Origin of the sequence: Rhizobium sp. SSA_523 (assembly GCF_030435705.1) — a bacterium.
Taxonomy (GTDB): domain Bacteria; phylum Pseudomonadota; class Alphaproteobacteria; order Rhizobiales; family Rhizobiaceae; genus Neorhizobium.
The window spans coordinates 2113830-2131000 of record NZ_CP129382.1 but is presented as its reverse complement, the minus strand read 5'-3'; the positions used below and the strand labels follow the sequence as shown (position 1 = coordinate 2131000).

General features: G+C 63.3%; 13 protein-coding genes. 9 read left to right on the top strand and 4 right to left on the bottom strand.

From position 1 onward, the window contains the following. Positions 1 to 91: 91 nt before the first annotated feature. The 3 genes from QTJ18_RS18520 to QTJ18_RS18510 all read right to left on the bottom strand — a co-directional run bounded on the left by QTJ18_RS18520 (position 92) and on the right by QTJ18_RS18510 (position 3766). On the bottom strand, positions 92 to 1864 hold the full coding sequence (locus QTJ18_RS18520; protein ID WP_252752568.1) for an SLC13 family permease: 1773 nt from the start codon (positions 1862 to 1864) through the stop codon (positions 92 to 94). A gap of 384 nt (positions 1865 to 2248) precedes the next feature. Next, positions 2249 to 3016 (bottom strand): TerC family protein, encoded by a 768-nt coding sequence (locus QTJ18_RS18515; protein ID WP_252752569.1) that lies wholly within the window; start codon positions 3014 to 3016, stop codon positions 2249 to 2251. Positions 3017 to 3082: 66 nt separating this feature from the next. After that, positions 3083 to 3766: a TetR/AcrR family transcriptional regulator gene (locus QTJ18_RS18510; RefSeq protein WP_252752570.1), complete on the bottom strand. Its 684-nt coding sequence runs from the start codon at positions 3764 to 3766 to the stop codon at positions 3083 to 3085. A 140-nt stretch (positions 3767 to 3906) separates the two neighbouring features. Here QTJ18_RS18510 and QTJ18_RS18505 point away from each other — a divergent pair, with 140 nt between their 5' ends. The 5 genes from QTJ18_RS18505 to xylA all read left to right on the top strand — a co-directional run bounded on the left by QTJ18_RS18505 (position 3907) and on the right by xylA (position 10896). Beyond that, the gene (locus QTJ18_RS18505; protein ID WP_252752884.1) at positions 3907 to 5127 is read left to right on the top strand and encodes an HlyD family secretion protein; all 1221 of its coding nucleotides are present in this window, start codon (positions 3907 to 3909) and stop codon (positions 5125 to 5127) included. Positions 5128 to 5160: 33 nt separating this feature from the next. After that, complete coding sequence (locus tag QTJ18_RS18500) at positions 5161 to 6738, top strand: DHA2 family efflux MFS transporter permease subunit (protein ID WP_252752571.1); 1578 nt, start codon at positions 5161 to 5163, stop codon at positions 6736 to 6738. Between the two features lie 171 nt (positions 6739 to 6909). After that, complete coding sequence (locus tag QTJ18_RS18495) at positions 6910 to 7950, top strand: LacI family DNA-binding transcriptional regulator (RefSeq protein ID WP_252752572.1); 1041 nt, start codon at positions 6910 to 6912, stop codon at positions 7948 to 7950. Between the two features lie 26 nt (positions 7951 to 7976). After that, the gene (gene xylB / locus QTJ18_RS18490) at positions 7977 to 9425 is read left to right on the top strand and encodes a xylulokinase (protein ID WP_252752573.1); all 1449 of its coding nucleotides are present in this window, start codon (positions 7977 to 7979) and stop codon (positions 9423 to 9425) included. Between the two features lie 160 nt (positions 9426 to 9585). Further along, positions 9586 to 10896 (top strand): xylose isomerase, encoded by a 1311-nt coding sequence (xylA, locus tag QTJ18_RS18485; RefSeq protein WP_252752574.1) that lies wholly within the window; start codon positions 9586 to 9588, stop codon positions 10894 to 10896. Between the two features lie 37 nt (positions 10897 to 10933). Here xylA and QTJ18_RS18480 read toward each other — a convergent pair whose 3' ends face one another. After that, a complete protein-coding gene (locus tag QTJ18_RS18480) occupies positions 10934 to 11959 on the bottom strand; it encodes a LacI family DNA-binding transcriptional regulator (RefSeq protein ID WP_252752575.1) in 1026 nt (341 codons plus the stop codon). A 181-nt stretch (positions 11960 to 12140) separates the two neighbouring features. Between QTJ18_RS18480 and QTJ18_RS18475 the strand changes: the two genes are divergently transcribed. The 4 genes from QTJ18_RS18475 (at position 12141) to QTJ18_RS18460 (ending at position 17162) form a co-directional block, all read left to right on the top strand. After that, on the top strand, positions 12141 to 13667 hold the full coding sequence (locus tag QTJ18_RS18475; protein WP_252752576.1) for a sugar ABC transporter ATP-binding protein: 1527 nt from the start codon (positions 12141 to 12143) through the stop codon (positions 13665 to 13667). Positions 13668 to 13833: 166 nt separating this feature from the next. After that, a complete protein-coding gene (locus tag QTJ18_RS18470; protein WP_252752577.1) occupies positions 13834 to 14844 on the top strand; it encodes an ABC transporter permease in 1011 nt (336 codons plus the stop codon). Positions 14845 to 14915: 71 nt separating this feature from the next. Beyond that, entirely contained in the window at positions 14916 to 15857 is a 942-nt protein-coding gene (locus QTJ18_RS18465; RefSeq protein WP_252752578.1) for a substrate-binding domain-containing protein, read from the top strand. 252 nt (positions 15858 to 16109) lie between these two features. Continuing rightward, on the top strand, positions 16110 to 17162 hold the full coding sequence (locus QTJ18_RS18460; RefSeq protein WP_252752579.1) for a sugar phosphate isomerase/epimerase family protein: 1053 nt from the start codon (positions 16110 to 16112) through the stop codon (positions 17160 to 17162). Positions 17163 to 17171: the final 9 nt, after the last annotated feature.

Genomic DNA, 17171 nt, shown 5'->3' with positions numbered 1-17171 from the left:
CATGATACATTTGGGTATCAATTGCGTTTTTCGCATGTTCAGCAACCAAATCTGTAACGCGCCACGTCCGAAACCTGATTGTCAACAGACCCTAGCTGAGCGGCCAGAACCACATCAAGGCCGGCACGCTGACCGCCACGATCAGGAAGGACAGCGGCAGGCCAAGCCTCGGATAATCGGAGAAGCGGTAGCCGCCCGGCCCCATGACCAGCGTGTTGCATTGATGCCCGACGGGGGTGAGGAAATCCGAACCGGCGCCGATCGCCACCGCCATCAGGAAGGCTTCCGGCCTAAATCCCAGCGTGGTGGCGAAGCTGACGGCGATCGGGCCCATCACGAGCACGGTTGCCGCATTGTTGAGAAAGGGCGTGACGGCCATGGCGGTCAGCATGATCAATGCCAGCGCGCCGAAGGGCGGTAGGTTGTGCGCCACTTCGCCGAGCCAGCCGGCGATCAACTCGCTGCCGCCGGTCGTGCGCAGGCTGTCGGAGACCGGGATGAGTGCGCCCAGCATCACCAGAATGGGGCCGTCCACCGCCTTGTAGAGATCGTTGAGCGGCACGGCGCCGAACAGTGCCATGCCCAGCGCTGCCGCGAAGAAAGCGATGGCGACCGGCGCATAGCCCAGCGCCGTGGCAATCATCGCCACCGCCAGGATGGCGATCGGGATCAGCGCCTTGCGCTGCGTGCCGAGCATGATTTCCTGATGCGCAAGCGGCAGAAGCGCCAGGTCCTGCAGGACAACCGGCAGGGTCTTGCGGCCGCCCTGCAGCACGATCACGTCGCCTTCCTGCAGGGCGAGATCGCGCAGGCGTTCGCGCAGTCTCTCACCCCGGCGGCTGACCGCGAGCAGGTTGACGCCGCGGGTATAGGACAAGGCCAGATCGCGCACCGAAAGCCCGGCCAGGACGGATTGCCGCGAGATGACCGCCTCGATCGAAACCAGATCCTGCTGCGTGCGCCCGCCTTCATAGATCGCCTTGCCCGAGAGCTTCAGCTTCGCTCCCGAAATGACCCGTTCGAGGACGGCCGAGCGTCCCTCGAGCACGACGGAATCCTCCTCGCGCAGGATCAGGTCGGGAAAGGGCGACATGCGGGTCGGGCCGCGCAGAACGGCGGTCGCCACGAGTTCGCCATCGCCCAGCTTCAGCAATTCGCTCAAGGGACGACCGGCAACGGTCGATTGTGCGGTCACCATGGCCTCGGATGCGTAATTGGAAATCTCCACGGCTTCCTCGATGTTCAGCGACTGCTTGCGCCGTTCCGGAACCAGCCAATAGAAGAACATCAGGAAGGTGACCCCCACCAGTGTGAGGATGCCGCCGACCGGCGTGAAGTCGAACATGGTGAAGGAGGTGCCGGTCATTTCCGCCCTCAGCCGCGAGACAACGATATTGGGCGAGGTGCCGATCTGCGTCATCAGGCCGCCGAGAAGGGCGGAGAAGGCCATGGGCATCAGATAGCGGGAGGGAGAGACGCCGGCCCTTCGCGCGAACTGGAAGGCGACCGGCATCATGATGGCCAGCGCGCCGATATTCTTGATGAAGGCCGACAGGATGGCCACGACGATCATCAGCAGGGCGAGCTGCGCCCGCATCGAGCCGAGATTGGGGAAGAATTTCTTGATCGCCATGTCGACGACGCCGGAGCGCGCGACACCGGCACTGACGACAAGCGCGCTGCCGACGATGATGACGATGTCATCGGAAAAGCCGGAAAATGCGTGTTCGAACGGAACGACACCGACCGCGACGGCAACCACCAGCGCGCAACATGCAACGAGATCATAGCGGTAACGATCCCAGATGAAGACCGCCATCATGCCGGCGATCACACAGAAGGCGAGAATTTGCTGGCTGGTCATGCCGCTCCGACAGGGCAAGGCGGTGTGCGGAACCGCCGGGGGAGGATAGTGCGCCGCACTCTATACGAAATTCTGGTGATAGAAAGCCACGGCAAGGCTTGCCATGGTGAACCGGGCGATGGATGTCCGGCGGGCGGCGCGCCTTTTGGGCGCGCTCGTCTGCCGGGTCCTGTCCCCGAGCAGACCCTAATGCCGTGCCGTGCCGTTTGTTCCCGCAGTCCGACCGCAAGATCCATGCGCTGCGGCCGGATCCTGCCGATCGCTTGCCGATCCGCTGCCCGATCTCCATCAGGCCATCCGGCCAACGCGGCATTGCGGCGACGGCCGGGGTTCTGCCGTGGACCGGAAGGGAACTGGCCTCAGCCCGGCAGGCGCCGACCGACCCTAGTGGACGGTGCCGCCGCTCTGGCCTGCCTCGCGCTTGCGCTGTCGCGCATTGCGGGCGAACATGTTCAGCACCTCGACCAGGGCGGAAAAGGCCATGGCGGCGTAGATATAGCCCTTGGGCACATGGAAGCCCATGCCGTCGGCAATCAGCGTCGTGCCGATCATCAGCAGGAAGGCCAGCGCCAGCATGACGATGGTGGGGTTCTTCTCGATGAAATTGGCCAGCGGCGTGGCGGCGACCAGCATCACGGTGACGGCGGCGACAACCGCGATGATCATGATCGGCAGATGCGGCGTCATGCCCACGGCGGTGATGATGCTGTCGATGGAGAAGACCAGATCGAGCAGGAGGATCTGGCCGATGGCGGAAGCGAAGGTCGTGGTGGCCACGCCGCCGACCATGTCTTCCTTGTGGTCCTGCAGGTCGACGCTGTGGTGGATTTCCTTGGTCGCCTTCCAGACGAGGAAGAGACCGCCGGCGATCAGGATCATGTCCTTCCATGAGAAGCCGTGACCGAAAGCCTCGAAGACGGGCGTCGTCAGCTGGACGATCCAGGCGACCGTGCCGAGCAGAGCGAGGCGCATCACGAGCGCAAGGCCGATGCCGATCTTGCGGGCTCTTTCGCGATGTTCCGCGGGCAGCTTGTTGGTAAGGATCGAAATGAAGATCAGATTGTCGATCCCGAGGACGACCTCCATGACGACGAGAGTGACAAGAGCGACCCAGGCGGCCGGATCCTGAACAAGCTGTACGATATCCTGCATAAACGGACTTTCCCCTCAGGCCGGGCAATTTCCGGCAGGGGAGAGTTAAGCTATTTCAGCCGTTTTTCAAGCGGGCCGCGCGTGATCGGGCGATGCTCCGTAGCCTGCCATGAACAGGCGCACGGCGCTGTTGATCTGCTTTTCGATTTCGGCCCTGGAAGGCGGCTGCGCCATGTGCCCGAACAGGCGCATCTTCATGAAGGTTCCGGTCGATAATTCGAGGAAGTGACGCGCCGCCTGGGAAACGTCATCCATTCTCAGCACGCCGCGGGCGATCTGGCGGATGAGGAAGCGCTCCAGAAAGAAGCGGATATTCATGGAATCATCCTGGAAGAAGCGTTGCGACAGGATCGGCATGCGCGGCGCCACGCTGATCATGGTTCGCATGGCCGATATCGTCTCATGACTGGTCACCCGCTCGGCAAATGCGACGCCGAAGCGGTAGAGACCGTCCTCCACTTCCTCGCTGCCATCCAGGATATCGCGCATGGATTCGGCAAGCCTCGTGCGCTCGCGTTCCATGATGGCGGCGAACAAATCATCCTTGTTCTGGAAATAGACATAGATCGTCCCCTTCGAGACGCCGGCCTCGCGGGTAATGTCGTTCATGCTGGCCGCGTCGAAGCCGAGGCGCATAAAGACCCGCTTCGCGCCATCCAGGATCTGTTCGCGCTTTGCCGGGTCCTCGCCGGCGGCAAACCGCCCTGCGGCCAAGGCTGCCCCGGAGCGCGGACACTTGTTCTCCAGCATTTGTGAACCTTCATTAAAAGAATTCGAACCGATCAGTTCGATCCCCTCTTGATATGTGGGATGCATCGGATTATGTCAATCCGCATTGAACCGAACGGTTCGATGGAAATTCTCGCCCCCAAGACCATCTGGTGACCGTAATGACAGTCTCGTCCAATTCAGGCTCGCTGCGCGTCGTGGCGAAAGACGAAGCCCCCGGTGCGGATCTGGATGCGCGCACGGACGTCCCGGTCAGCGAAAAGCCCTCGGCTCCTGCCGCCTCGGGAACGGATGCCAAGTCCGCCGAGCCGCCTGCCAAGAAGAAGAAGCGCAGTCCGATCCTGCCGGTGCTGCTTCTGGCCATGCTCGCCGGCGGTGGCTGGTACGGGTATAACTGGTGGACCGATGGTCGGTTCCTGATCTCGACCGACGACGCCTATGTCCAGGGAGACATCGCCGTCATTTCTCCAAAAGTCTCCGGCTATGTCGAGAAGGTGAATGTCGTCGAGAACCAGACGGTCAAGGCGGGCGATCCGCTGGTGACGCTGGACCAGGGCGATTATCAGATCGCGCTCGAACAGGCGAAGGCCAATGTGGAAAGTGCTCGTCTGGCCGTGTCGCGCATCGATGCGCAGATTGCGGGCGGCGAAGCAAGCGTGAAGCAGTCGCAGGCACAGCTCGGCGCGCTGCAGGCCGCCTTGAGGGGGGCCGAGATCACCAAGAAGCGGGCTGCGGAGCTGGCGGCCAAGAGTGTCGGAACGACCGCCGAACTGGATAATGCCCAGATCGCCCTGGAACAGGCACAGGCCAATCTCGCGGCCGGCGAAGCCGCCGTCACCTCGGCGCAGGCCAATATCGAGCTCTTGAAGGCGCAGCGCAACGAGGCCGTCAATACCATCCGCCTGCAGGAGCTGGCCGTCGACCAGGCAGAGCGCAATCTCAGCTTCACCATTCTCAAGGCGCCCTATGACGGCACCATCGGCAATTTGTCGGTGCAGACCGGTGATCTGGTGTCGAGCGGCAAGCGCCTCGCATCGCTCGTGCCGCTGAGTGATCTCTATGTGGATGCCAATTTCAAGGAAACGCAGATCGGCCAGATCGTGCCGGGCTCGAAGGTTCGCCTGCATGTCGATGCATTCGACGGCGATACGGTGATGGGAACGGTGCAGTCGATCGCCCCGGCCTCCGGCTCCGTCTTCTCGCTGCTGCCGCCGGAAAACGCCACAGGCAATTTCACCAAGGTGGTGCAGCGCGTCCCCGTGCGGATCGCCATTCCCCGGGAAGAGCTTGAGCGCGGTCACCTCAGGGCCGGCCTCAGCGTCGTCGCCGATGTCGATATGCGCACGGCGCCCAACCGGAACGCGGCCCTGGCCGGCCGCTGATCGCGCCGCCCCTTTCGCGTCAAGGAGTTCATCATGGCTGCCACCACTGCCACGGCCGGCGCCATTCCAGCCGATCCGCCGATGGACAGGCGCAAGCTCATCGCGTTTTTCGCGATGGTCGTCGGCATGTTCATGTCGATCCTCGACATCCAGATCGTCTCGGCCTCCCTCTCGGAGATCCAGGCGGGCCTGTCGGCCGGGTCGGATGAGATCGCCTGGGTGCAGACCTCCTATCTGATCGCCGAGGTCATCATGATCCCGCTCTCGGGAACGCTGGCGCGGATCCTGTCGACGCGCGTGCTGTTCACGCTTTGCGCCGGCGGCTTCACGCTCGCCTCGGCGCTCTGCGCGACCGCCACCAATATCGAGCAGATGATCTTCTATCGCGCCTTGCAGGGCTTTATCGGCGGCGGCATGATCCCCTCGGTCTTTGCCGCGGCCTTCACCATCTTCCCGCCCTCCAAGCGATCCGTCGTCTCGCCGATCATCGGACTGATCGCCACGCTCGCGCCGACCATCGGGCCGACCGTCGGCGGCTATCTCAGCAATGCCTTTTCCTGGCACTGGCTGTTCCTGGTCAATATCGTGCCGGGCATTTTCGTCACCGTGCTCGCCTGGAGCTTCATCGATTTCGACAAGCCGCAGCACCAGCTGATGAAACGCTTCGACTGGTGGGGGCTGGCCTCCATGGCGATCTTCCTCGGCTCGCTCGAATATGTCCTGGAGGAAGGCAACAACAAGGACTGGTTCAGCGACGAGCACATCGTCATGGGAACGCTCGCCATGGTGATCGGCGCCGTGGTGTTCTTCTGGCGTGCCTTCAGGGTCGATTTTCCCGTGGTGGACCTGAAGGCCTTCACCAACCGAAACTTCGCCTTCGGCTCGCTCTTCTCCTTCATCATGGGCGTCGGCCTGTACGGGCTGACCTATATCTACCCGCTGTATCTTGCCCGCATCCGCGGCTACGACGCGCTGATGATCGGCGAGACCATGTTCGTCTCCGGCCTCGCAATGTTCTTCACCGCGCCCGTTGCCGGCATCCTGTCCAGCAGGCTGGATCCGCGCGTCATGATGGCCATCGGTTTCTTCGGCTTTGCAACCGGAACCTATATGGTCACCGGGCTTACGGCGGATTGGGACTTCTACGAGCTGCTCGTGCCGCAGATCCTGCGCGGCTGCTCGCTGATGCTGTGCATGGTGCCGATCAACAATGTGGCGCTCGGCACGCTTCCACCGCAGCGCATCCAGAACGCATCGGGCCTTTACAATCTGACGCGCAATCTCGGCGGGGCGGTCGGGCTTGCAATCATCAATACCATGCTGACGCAGCGGACGGACGAGCATTATGCGAGGCTTTCCGAACATGTGAATTACGGAAACCCGGCAGCGCTCGACTGGATGGACAGCGTCGGCGCAAATTATTCCTCCTACGGCATGGATGGAGCAAGCGTGGCGCTGTCGAAACTGGCCGGCATGGTGCACCAGCAGGCAACCATCATGTCCTTCATCGATGTCTTCATGGGGCTCACCATCCTGTTCGGCTCCTTGATCCTGCTGGTCAGCCTGATTTCCAAGCCGCAGGCCGCACCGCCCGCCGGGGGAGGTCACTAGGTCGAACGCAATCGGGTCTCGCTCAATCCTTCTCGTTTCTCCCGAAATCCACCGCCGAGAAGGATAGGGGTCGTCGCTCACGCGGCGGCCCCTTTTTCGTTCCGGCCAGCACCGGCGCATTTCTGATTTACGTACCTCAGATTTCGCGCTATGGAGGGCGCCGGAGGAGAGATGAAGCCGACAGTCCACGATATCGCAGCCTATGCCGGTGTCAGCCTGGCAACCGTCGACCGTGTTCTCAACGGCCGCGCCGGCGTGCGCGCGGTTACACGCGCGCGCGTCGAGGAGGCCGTCAAGGCGCTGGGCTTCGTGCGCGACCTCGCTGCCGCCAATCTTGCCAAGGGACGGATCTACAGCTTTGCCTTCATCCTGCCAGACAACGACAACTCCTTCATGCGGGCGCTGCGATCCGAAGTCGAAGATGCGGCCGGGCGCGGCGCGCGGGAGCGGATGCAGATCCGCCTGCATGCTGTTCCGGCCTTCGATCCGCAGGCGCTGACGGCGGCGCTGGAACAGATCCTGGCCGAAGCGCCCGACGGCGTGGCCTTTGTCGCGATCGACGCGCCGCAGGTGCGCAATGCCGCCGATCGCCTGATCGAGGCAGGCATTGCCGTGGTGACGCTGGTCTCGGATCTCGGCACCGCGCATCGGCGGCATTTCGCCGGCATCGACAATATGGCCGCCGGCCGCACCGCCGGCACGCTGATCAGCCGTTTCATCGGCCAGCGGCCCGGGCCCGTGCTGGCGCTGGCCGGCTCGCTGATGGTGCGCGATCACCGCGAACGGCTGGAGGGTTTTTTCAGCGTCACGCACAGTGTTCTGGGGAAGGGCCGGCTTCTGCCCGTCGTTGAGGGACGGGACGATCCCGCCGTGACGGAGCGGCTCGTCCAGGAGGCGCTAGCCCGCCATCCGGATCTGGCGGGTATCTACAGCGCCGGTGCCGGCAATCGCGGCATCATCGGCGCGCTGGATCGCCGGCTGTCCGCTGCGCCGGCCGGGCGGGAGCGGCCGGTGGTCATCCTGCATGAACTGACGCCCGTCACGCGCGATGCGCTCAGCCGGGACGTGATCGATGCCGTGTTGAACCAGGATCCCGGTCACGAAGTTCGCAGCGCTTTGCGCGTGCTGAAGGCGCAGGTCGAAGGCGCTGCGGTGATCGAGGCGCAGGAACGCATCCGCATCGACATATTCTTGAAGGACAATCTGCCCTGACCGGGGCATGTTTAGGAGGACACGCAATGTATCTTGGTCTTGATCTCGGCACTTCGGGCGTCAAAGCGCTGCTGATCGATGGCGACCAGCGCATCATCGGCTCTGCGACGGGCGGTCTGGATGTGTCGCGACCGCATCCGGGCTGGTCGGAGCAGGATCCGGCCGATTGGCTGCGGGCGACGGAAGAGGCAGTCCAGGCCCTCAAGGCCACCCATGCCGACGCGCTTGCGGCGGTGCGCGGCATCGGCCTTTCGGGGCACATGCACGGCGCCACGCTGATCGGCGCTGATGACCAGGTGCTGCGCCCCTGCATCCTGTGGAACGACACCCGGTCCTACCGGGAAGCGGCGCAGATGGATGCCGATCCCCGCTTCCGCGCCATTACCGGCAACATTGTCTTTCCGGGCTTTACCGCGCCCAAGCTTGCCTGGGTGAAGGCCAATGAGCCGGACATTTTCGCCCGGATCGCCAAAGTGCTCCTGCCGAAGGATTACCTGCGGCTCTGGCTCAGTGGCGAGCATATCTCCGAAATGTCGGATTCGGCCGGCACGTCCTGGCTGGACACGGGACGCCGCGCCTGGTCCGCCGAACTTCTCGCCGCGACGGAGCTGGCTGAGGATCAGATGCCGCGGCTGGTGGAAGGCACCGAACCGGCGGGCGTGCTGCGTGCCGAACTTGCGGCACGCTGGGGCATGGCAAGCGGTGTCGTGATTGCCGGCGGGGCCGGCGACAATGCCGCCTCGGCCTGCGGCATGGGCACCGTCGCCGAAGGCCAGGCCTTTGTCTCGCTCGGCACGTCCGGGGTTCTCTTCGCCGCCAATGCCGCCTACCTGCCGAAGCCGGAAAGCGCCGTGCACGCCTTTTGCCACGCGCTCCCGCAGACCTGGCACCAGATGGGTGTCATCCTGTCGGCAACGGATGCGCTCAACTGGCATGCCAAGGTCACCGGCCGGTCCGCCGGCGAACTGTCCGCCGAGGTCGGGGACGTGCTGCATGCGCCGACCGGCGTCACCTTCCTGCCCTATCTCTCGGGCGAGCGAACCCCGCACAATGACGCCACCATTCGCGGCGCCTTCATCGGGCTCGGCCATGAAACGGATCGGGCGGCGCTGACGCAGGCCGTGATGGAGGGCGTGAGCTTTGCCATTCGCGACAGTCTGGAGGCGCTGAAATCGGCCGGCACGGCCATGCAGCGCGTGACCGCCATCGGCGGCGGTTCGCGCTCGCGCTACTGGCTGGCCTCGATCGCCACGGCGCTGGACATGCCGGTGGACATCCCGGCCGACGGCGATTTCGGCGCCGCTTTCGGCGCTGCCCGCCTTGGGCTGATCGCCGCCACCGGCGCCGAGCCCTTGTCGGTCTGCACCGCTCCGAAGACGGCAGAGACCGTAGAGCCCGTCGCGTCGCTGCGCCAAGCCTATGACACGGCCTATCACCGCTACCGGGCGCTTTATCCGGCCATCCGGGGCATTTGAGAGATCCCCCTCATCCGCCTGCCGGCACCTTCTCCCCAAGGCGAGACGGGACAAGCGGCAGCCGCCGACAATCCCCTCTCCCCTTGAGGGAGAGGGCAGGGTGCGGGGCAATCCCGCCACCCTTTCGAAACAGATAGACGACAGAAATGGAGAAATACCAATGACCACAGGCTTTTTCGGAAATATCGAAACGATCAAATATGAAGGTCCGGACAGCACCAATCCGCTGGCCTTCCGTCACTACAACCCGGACGAGATCGTCCTGGGCAAGCGGCTGGAAGACCATCTGCGCTTTGCCGTCGCCTATTGGCATACCTTCGTCTGGCCGGGCACCGATCCCTTCGGCGGCAATACGTTCGAGCGGCCCTGGTTCGAGGATACGCTGGATGCCGCGCGGCTGAAGGCCGATGTCGCCTTTGAATTCTTCCAGCTTCTCGGCGTTCCCTATTACTGCTTCCACGATGCGGATGTCCGCCCGGAAGGCAAGGACTTCGCGGAGAACACCAAGAACCTCAACGCGATCGTCGATCACTTTGCCAGGAAGCAGGAGGAGACGGGCGTCAAGCTTCTCTGGGGAACGGCGAACCTGTTCTCGCATCGCCGCTATATGTCGGGTGCCGCCACCAATCCGGATCCGGATGTCTTTGCCTTTGCAGCAGCGACGGTGAAGACCTGCATCGACGCCACGCAGAAGCTCGGCGGCGAGAACTATGTCCTGTGGGGCGGCCGCGAAGGCTATGAAACCCTGCTCAACACCGATCTCGGCCGCGAACTGGACCAGATGGGCCGCTTCCTGAACCTCGTGGTGGAATACAAGCACAAGATTGGCTTCAAGGGCACCATCCTGATCGAGCCGAAGCCGCAGGAACCCTCGAAGCATCAGTATGATTACGATGTCGCCACGGTCTACGGCTTCCTGAAGAAGTACGGCCTGGAGCACGAGGTGAAGGTCAATGTCGAGCAGGGCCATGCCATTCTTGCCGGCCATTCCTTCGAACATGAACTGGCGCTGGCCAATGCGCTCGGCATTTTCGGCTCCATCGACATGAACCGCAATGACTATCAGTCCGGTTGGGATACCGACCAGTTCCCCAACAATGTGCCGGAAATGGCGCTGGCCTATTATCAGGTCCTGGCAGGCGGCGGCTTCAAGACGGGCGGCACGAATTTCGATGCCAAGCTGCGTCGCCAGTCGCTCGATGCCGAAGATCTGCTGATCGGCCATATTGGCGGCATGGACGCCTGCGCACGCGGCCTGAAGGCAGCGGCAAAGATGATCGAGGACAAGGCGCTCTCCGATCCGCTCGGCAACCGCTATGCCGGCTGGAACCAGGCGGAAAACCAGAAGATGCTGCGCGGCGAGGAAAGCCTGGAGGCCATTGCGTCGCGCGTGGAAAGCCAGAACATCAATCCGCAGCCGAGATCGGGCAAGCAGGAGCTTCTGGAAAATATCGTCAACCGCTACGTCTGACGCGGCAACGATGTGGACAAGGGTCGGGATGAGAGCCTCATCTCGACCGCATGGCCGAGGTGACCGAGCCGCGCACGATCAGGTCCGGCAGGATGAGGATTTCCTCGGTACTGCCGCCGCCCGGCTCGGCCAACTGCTTCAGAAGCAGCGCCATGGCCTGGCGGCCAATGGCCGAGCGCGGCTGGCGCACGGTCGTCAGGGGCGGGTTGAGATAGGTGGCCTGCGGAACGTCGTCGAAGCCGATCACCGAAAAATCCCGCGGCAGGTCATAGCCGCGGGCTGCCAGGCCATTGATGACGCCGACGGCGGTGGCATCGTTGACGCACATGAAGGCACTCGGCAGCGTATCGCGCATGAACAATTGCTCGACGGCGAGCCGCCCTGCCTCGACCGAGCCTTCGCCGTCGATCACGATGCGGCGGTCGGGCGCGATGCGCGCGGCATCGAGCGCCATGTCATAGCCTCTGCGGCGGCGCACATGGCCGAGCTTCGTCTTGGAATCGCCGATAAAGGCAATGTCGCGATGGCCGGAAGCCAGGAGATATTCCGCCGCCTTGCGGGCGCCTGCCGTATCGTCGACCCCGACATAGGAAACCTTGGCGCCGAAGACCGGCTCGAAGACGGCCACCGTCGGCGGCAGGCGGCTTGCCAGTTCCTGATGACCGAAGGGCTCATGGCCGGTGAACAGGACAAGCCCCGCGGCCTGATTGGAATTCAGGAATTTCAGGTAATCGAGCCCGCGTTCGGGATCGTTCTGGGTGTGGCCGATCAGGACGCCGTAGCCATGGCCGCGCGCCTCGTTCTCGATGCCGATCAGGATCGAGGAGAAGTTCGGATCGCCAATATCCGGCGCCAGGACCAGGATCATGTTCGACCGGCCCATGCGCAGCGACCGCGCCATGGCATTCGTCGTATAGCCGGTGATGGCGATGGCCTGGTTCACCCGCTGACGCGTCGTCTTGGCGACCTTTTCCGGCGTATGGATGGCGCGGCTGACCGTCGCGATGGAGACTTCCGCGAGCCTTGCAACATCTTCGATCGTGGCAGGCGCTGCGTTCGACAAGTGCGGTCCGTCCGGTTTCAGAGGCTTGGCTGATGGCTTGGAACGATCCGTGGCCCGCCGCAACAGGCATTTCACCGCTTGCCCGATAATCCCCAGTGTTCCAGTGATGTAAACCTTTACATTGGCCATGTAAAGGTTTACACAGCCAGTATTGCGGTTGAGGAGCCGCCGGGAGAGTGTGATGTCAGGCATTGGGGGAGATGCGCCCGCCGCGATTCTTGCGGCAGAGCGCGTGTCGAAGAGCTTCGGCGAAGTCCAGATTCTGTTCAGTGTCGATTTCGATGTCCGGCGCGGCGAAGTCCACGCGCTGGTCGGGGAAAACGGCGCGGGCAAATCGACGCTCGTCAAGATCCTTTCCGGCTTCGAACATCCGACATCCGGGCGCATCCTGCTCGATGGCGAGCCGGTGACGTTGCCGGCCAATGGCGATGCGGAAGCGCTCGGCATCATCCTCATCCATCAGGAATTCAACCTGGCCGAACATCTGACGGTGGCGGAGAGCCTGTTTCTCGGGCGCGAGGTGACGCGCTTCGGCCTGCTGGACCGGCGCTATATGCGGGCGGAAACACGCCGCATCCTCGATGGTCTCGGCTCCAGGATCGATGAGGATGCGCTGATCAGCTCGCTGCCGGTCGCCGACAAGCAGATGGTGGAGATCGCCAAGGCGATCAGCCGTGATGCGCGGGTGATTTTCATGGATGAGCCGACGGCCGTGCTCTCGCGCGAGGAGACGGATATCCTGTTCGACCAGGTGCGCAAGCTGCGCGCCGGCGGCACGAGCTTCGTCTTCATCACCCACAAGCTCAACGAGGTCATGGAATTGAGCGACCGTGTGACGGTGCTGCGTGACGGGCAGTGGATCAAGACCGCCCCGACCTCGCTGCTCGACGGCGATTCCATCGCCCAGCTGATGGTCGGCCGCGAATTGTCCAGCCTCTATCCCGCCAAGCATGAGCCGGATGTCGACGAGGCCGTCGTGCTCTCGGTTCGGGGATTGACGACGTTGCATGTGAAGGATGTGAGTTTCGATCTGCGGCGCGGCGAGGTCCTGGGTTTTTCCGGCCTGATCGGCTCCGGCCGGACCGAGGTGATGGAGGCCGTCGCCGGCCTGCGGTCGCGGCTTTCCGGCGAGGTTCTGGTGATGAACGAGCCGCTGGAGCCTGGCGATTTCAAGGCTGCGGCCCGCCAAGGCCTGGCGTATATGACCAAGGACCGCAAGGGCCGTGGTCTGCTGCTGGGCGAAGGAATGACGGCCAATCTCACCCTGCAATCGCTCGACCGGCATGTCCGGCGCGGCTATCTCGATCCGGCCAGCGAGCGGGAGGCCATGGCGCGTGCGAAACGGCGCTTCGACATCCGCGTCCGCGACGATCATGTGCGGGTCGGGCGCATGTCGGGCGGCAATCAGCAGAAGCTGATGCTGGCAAAGATCATGGAGACGGCGCCGCAGATCGTCATCATCGACGAACCGACGCGCGGCATCGATGTGGGGACGAAACAGCAGATCTATCATTTCATCGCCGCGCTGGCCCGCGACGGATGCTCGGTCGTCGTGGTTTCCTCCGAAATGCCGGAGGTGATCGGCCTTTGCACCCGGGTCGCCGTGATGCGCGAGGGTCATCTTGTCGGCATCCTGGAAGGCGAGGAAATCAACGAGCAGACCATCATGCGCTATGCGGCCGGGCTGAAACGCAGGCTGGCAGGCTGACGCGCCGGGTTGGACCGGCAGGGAATGAAGGCGACGGTCCGGAGTTCGGGCCGCGCTTGCGATGGGTCACGATGAGACTTGATGAATCGTAACGGATCAAGGGCGGGTGAGGGCAGGACCGGGCGAAGCACCCGAAGTCAGCCCCCCGGGAGGAGAGAATAGGACAATGACGGTCGAGACGGGCAGCACCGCCGAAACGAGACGCGCCAGAACGTGGCGCGACATTGATCTGAGGGCCGTTGCGCCCTTTGCCGCGCTGATCCTGCTGCTGATCATCGGCGCCATGGTCAACCCCAATTTCATCGGGCTGACCAATCTCGCCAATGTCGCGACCCGATCGGCCTTCATCGCCATCATTGCCGTGGGCGCAACCTTCGTCATTTCGGCAGGCGATCTCGATCTGTCGGTGGGCTCGATGGTGGCGTTCGTCGCCAGCCTGATGATCCTGTTCATGAATTCGGGCGCGATCGCAGACCCGGCGCTGATGCTGGCCGCGGCCGTGGCTCTGGCCGTCGTCATCGGCTCGCTGTGCGGCCTGGCCAATGGCCTGATCACCACTGTCGGCCGGATCGAGCCCTTCATCGCCACGCTCGGCACCATGGGGATCTATCGCGGCCTCACCACCTGGCTGAGCCAAGGCGGCGCGATCACCCTGCGCTCGGCCGAGCAGCAGGCGCTGTACCGGCCGGTCTATTTCGGTTCCATTCTCGGAATTCCGGTGCCGATCCTGGTGATTCTCCTGGTCACGGCCATGGCCGCGGTCATCCTGTATCGCACGCGCTACGGTCGGCATGTGACCGCCGTCGGTTCCAGCCGCGAAGTCGCGCGCTATTCCGGCATCGCCGTCGACAGGGTGCGCACCATCGCCTTCATCATCCAGGGCCTGTGCGTGGCCATCGCGGTGCTGATCTATGTCCCGCGTCTCGGCTCCACCTCCGCCACCACCGGCATCCTGTGGGAATTGCAGGCGATCACCGCCGTGGTCGTCGGCGGCACGGCGCTGAAGGGCGGCGCGGGGCGAGTCTGGGGCACGATCTGCGGCGCCTTCATCCTCGAACTGGTCGGCAACATCATGCTGCTGTCCAACTTCATCAGCGAATACCTGATCGGCGCCATCCAGGGCTCGATCATCATCATCGCCATGCTCGTCCAGCGCTCGCTGACGCGCAAGGTGTAGACAAGGATCCGGGGAGGATGGGGTCACCCGGTTCGCATTACGCCTGACCCCGGCATTTTGGGAGGAAGACCATGAAAAAGATCATAGGCCTCGCCGTCGCCATGACGGCAGCCTTCACAACGGCGCAGGCCCAGGACAGCAAGACGATCGGCGTCTCGATCCCGGCTGCCGACCACGGCTGGACCGCGGGCGTCGTCTACCATGCCAACCGGGTTGCCGACCTTCTGATGAAGGAACATCCCGGCCTGAAGGTCGTGGTGAAGACCTCGCCCGATCCGGCAACCCAGGCCAATGCGCTGCAGGATCTCGAAGTCCAGGGCATCGATGCGCTCGTCATCCTGCCGACCGATCCCGATCCGCTCGTCAACGCCATCAAGGAAGTGAAGGGCAAGGGCACTTTCGTCTCGATCGTCGACCGCGCTCCGTCGAGCAACGACAATTCGGTGCGTGACCTCTATGTCGCTGGCAACAACCCGGCGCTTGGCGAAGTCGCCGGCCAGTACATCAAGGACAATACGCCGGATGCGCAGGTTGTCGTCATTCGCGGCCTGCCGATCCCGATCGACCAGCAGCGCCAGGACGGCTTCGACAAGGGCATTGCCGGTTCGAACGTGAAGATCCTCGACCGCCAGTTCGGCAACTGGAACCGCGACGATGCCTTCCGCGTCATGCAGGACTATCTGACGAAATATCCGAAGATCGACGTGGTCTGGTGCCAGGATGACGACATGGCCGTCGGCGTCCTGCAGGCCATCGAGCAGGCCAACCGGACGGACATCAAGTACATCATCGGCGGTGCCGGTTCGAAGGACATGATCAAGAAGGTCATGGACGGCGACAAGATGGTCCCCGTCAACGTGCTCTATCCGCCGTCGATGGTCGGTACCGCCATGGAACTGACCGCTGCCGCCATTTATGACCAGGTTCCGGTCCATGGCACCTATACGCTCGACGCGACGCTGATCACCAAGGAGAATGCCGAGAACTACTACTTCCCGGATTCGCCGTTCTGATGGCGCGGGAAGCGGCTGAACGCCCGCTTCTCAGCTCAAGACCCCCTCGTCCGGCGAGATCCGGGCGGGGCGGGAGATGCCGGCCCTGGCCGGCCTCTCCTCGCGGATCCGGTTGCGGGTCCGCCGGTTGTATCTTCCACCAAACTCGTTTAGCCGTACTGTAACGTTGCAGACGTCCTTGCGCGCTCTCATTGCAGCCAATGCGCGCCTGCAGCAGATGACCTTGCAGGATTTTTTGAGCAGGAGAGATCCATGAAGACGATCAAAGGCCCAGCCATTTTCCTTGGACAGTTCGCCGGCGATGCCGCACCGTTCAACTCATGGGATGCCATCACCAAATGGGCGGCCGAAAAGGGCTATATCGGCGTCCAGGTGCCGACCTGGGCCGGCCAGCTGATCGATCTGAAGAAGGCGTCGGAATCCAAGGATTATTGCGACGAGCTTGCCGGCGTGGCGCGCAATAACGGCATCGAGATCACCGAATTGTCGACCCATCTCCAGGGCCAGCTGGTGGCCGTCCACCCGGCTTATGACGAGGCCTTTGACGGTTTCGCGGCACCGCACGTGCGCGGCAATCCCAAGGCGCGCCAGGCCTGGGCTGTGGACCAGGTGATGATGGCGCTGAAGGCGTCGCGGCATCTTGGCATCAAGGCGCATGCCACGTTTTCCGGCGCGCTCGCCTGGCCCTTCCTGTATCCCTTCCCGCAGCGCCCGGCCGGCCTTATCGACACAGCATTCGACGAGCTGGCCCGCCGCTGGACTCCGATCCTGAACATGGCGGACGAGCAGGGCGTCGACCTCTGCTACGAGATCCATCCGGGCGAGGACCTGCATGACGGCGTGACCTTCGAGATGTTCCTCGAGCGGGTGAAAAACCACCCCCGCGCCAACATGCTCTACGATCCCTCGCATTACGTGCTGCAATGCCTGGACTATCTCGACAATATCGACATCTACAAGGACCGCATCAAGATGTTCCACGTCAAGGATGCGGAGTTCAATCCGACCGGCCGTCAGGGCGTCTATGGCGGCTATCAGGGCTGGGTCGAGCGGGCCGGGCGTTTCCGCTCGCTCGGCGACGGGCAGGTGGATTTCGGCGCGGTCTTCTCCAAGCTGACCGCCAATGATTTCGACGGCTGGGCCGTGGTCGAATGGGAGTGCGCCCTGAAGAATTCGGAAGATGGTGCGGCGGAAGGGGCGGACTTCGTCAAGGCGCATATCATCCGCGTGACGGACAAGGCCTTTGACGATTTTGCCGCCGGCGGCACGGACGAGGCTGCCAACCGGCGCATGCTCGGATTGTAATCCTGAAGA

Coding starts and splice junctions, on each gene's coding strand:
- QTJ18_RS18520 (WP_252752568.1), bottom strand. CDS start 1,864: ATGACCAGCCAGCAAATTCTCGCCTTCTGTGTGATCGCCGGCATGATG.
- QTJ18_RS18515 (WP_252752569.1), bottom strand. CDS start 3,016: ATGCAGGATATCGTACAGCTTGTTCAGGATCCGGCCGCCTGGGTCGCT.
- QTJ18_RS18510 (WP_252752570.1), bottom strand. CDS start 3,766: ATGCTGGAGAACAAGTGTCCGCGCTCCGGGGCAGCCTTGGCCGCAGGG.
- QTJ18_RS18505 (WP_252752884.1), top strand. CDS start 3,907: ATGACAGTCTCGTCCAATTCAGGCTCGCTGCGCGTCGTGGCGAAAGAC.
- QTJ18_RS18500 (WP_252752571.1), top strand. CDS start 5,161: ATGGCTGCCACCACTGCCACGGCCGGCGCCATTCCAGCCGATCCGCCG.
- QTJ18_RS18495 (WP_252752572.1), top strand. CDS start 6,910: ATGAAGCCGACAGTCCACGATATCGCAGCCTATGCCGGTGTCAGCCTG.
- xylB (WP_252752573.1), top strand. CDS start 7,977: ATGTATCTTGGTCTTGATCTCGGCACTTCGGGCGTCAAAGCGCTGCTG.
- xylA (WP_252752574.1), top strand. CDS start 9,586: ATGACCACAGGCTTTTTCGGAAATATCGAAACGATCAAATATGAAGGT.
- QTJ18_RS18475 (WP_252752576.1), top strand. CDS start 12,141: ATGTCAGGCATTGGGGGAGATGCGCCCGCCGCGATTCTTGCGGCAGAG.
- QTJ18_RS18470 (WP_252752577.1), top strand. CDS start 13,834: ATGACGGTCGAGACGGGCAGCACCGCCGAAACGAGACGCGCCAGAACG.
- QTJ18_RS18465 (WP_252752578.1), top strand. CDS start 14,916: ATGAAAAAGATCATAGGCCTCGCCGTCGCCATGACGGCAGCCTTCACA.
- QTJ18_RS18460 (WP_252752579.1), top strand. CDS start 16,110: ATGAAGACGATCAAAGGCCCAGCCATTTTCCTTGGACAGTTCGCCGGC.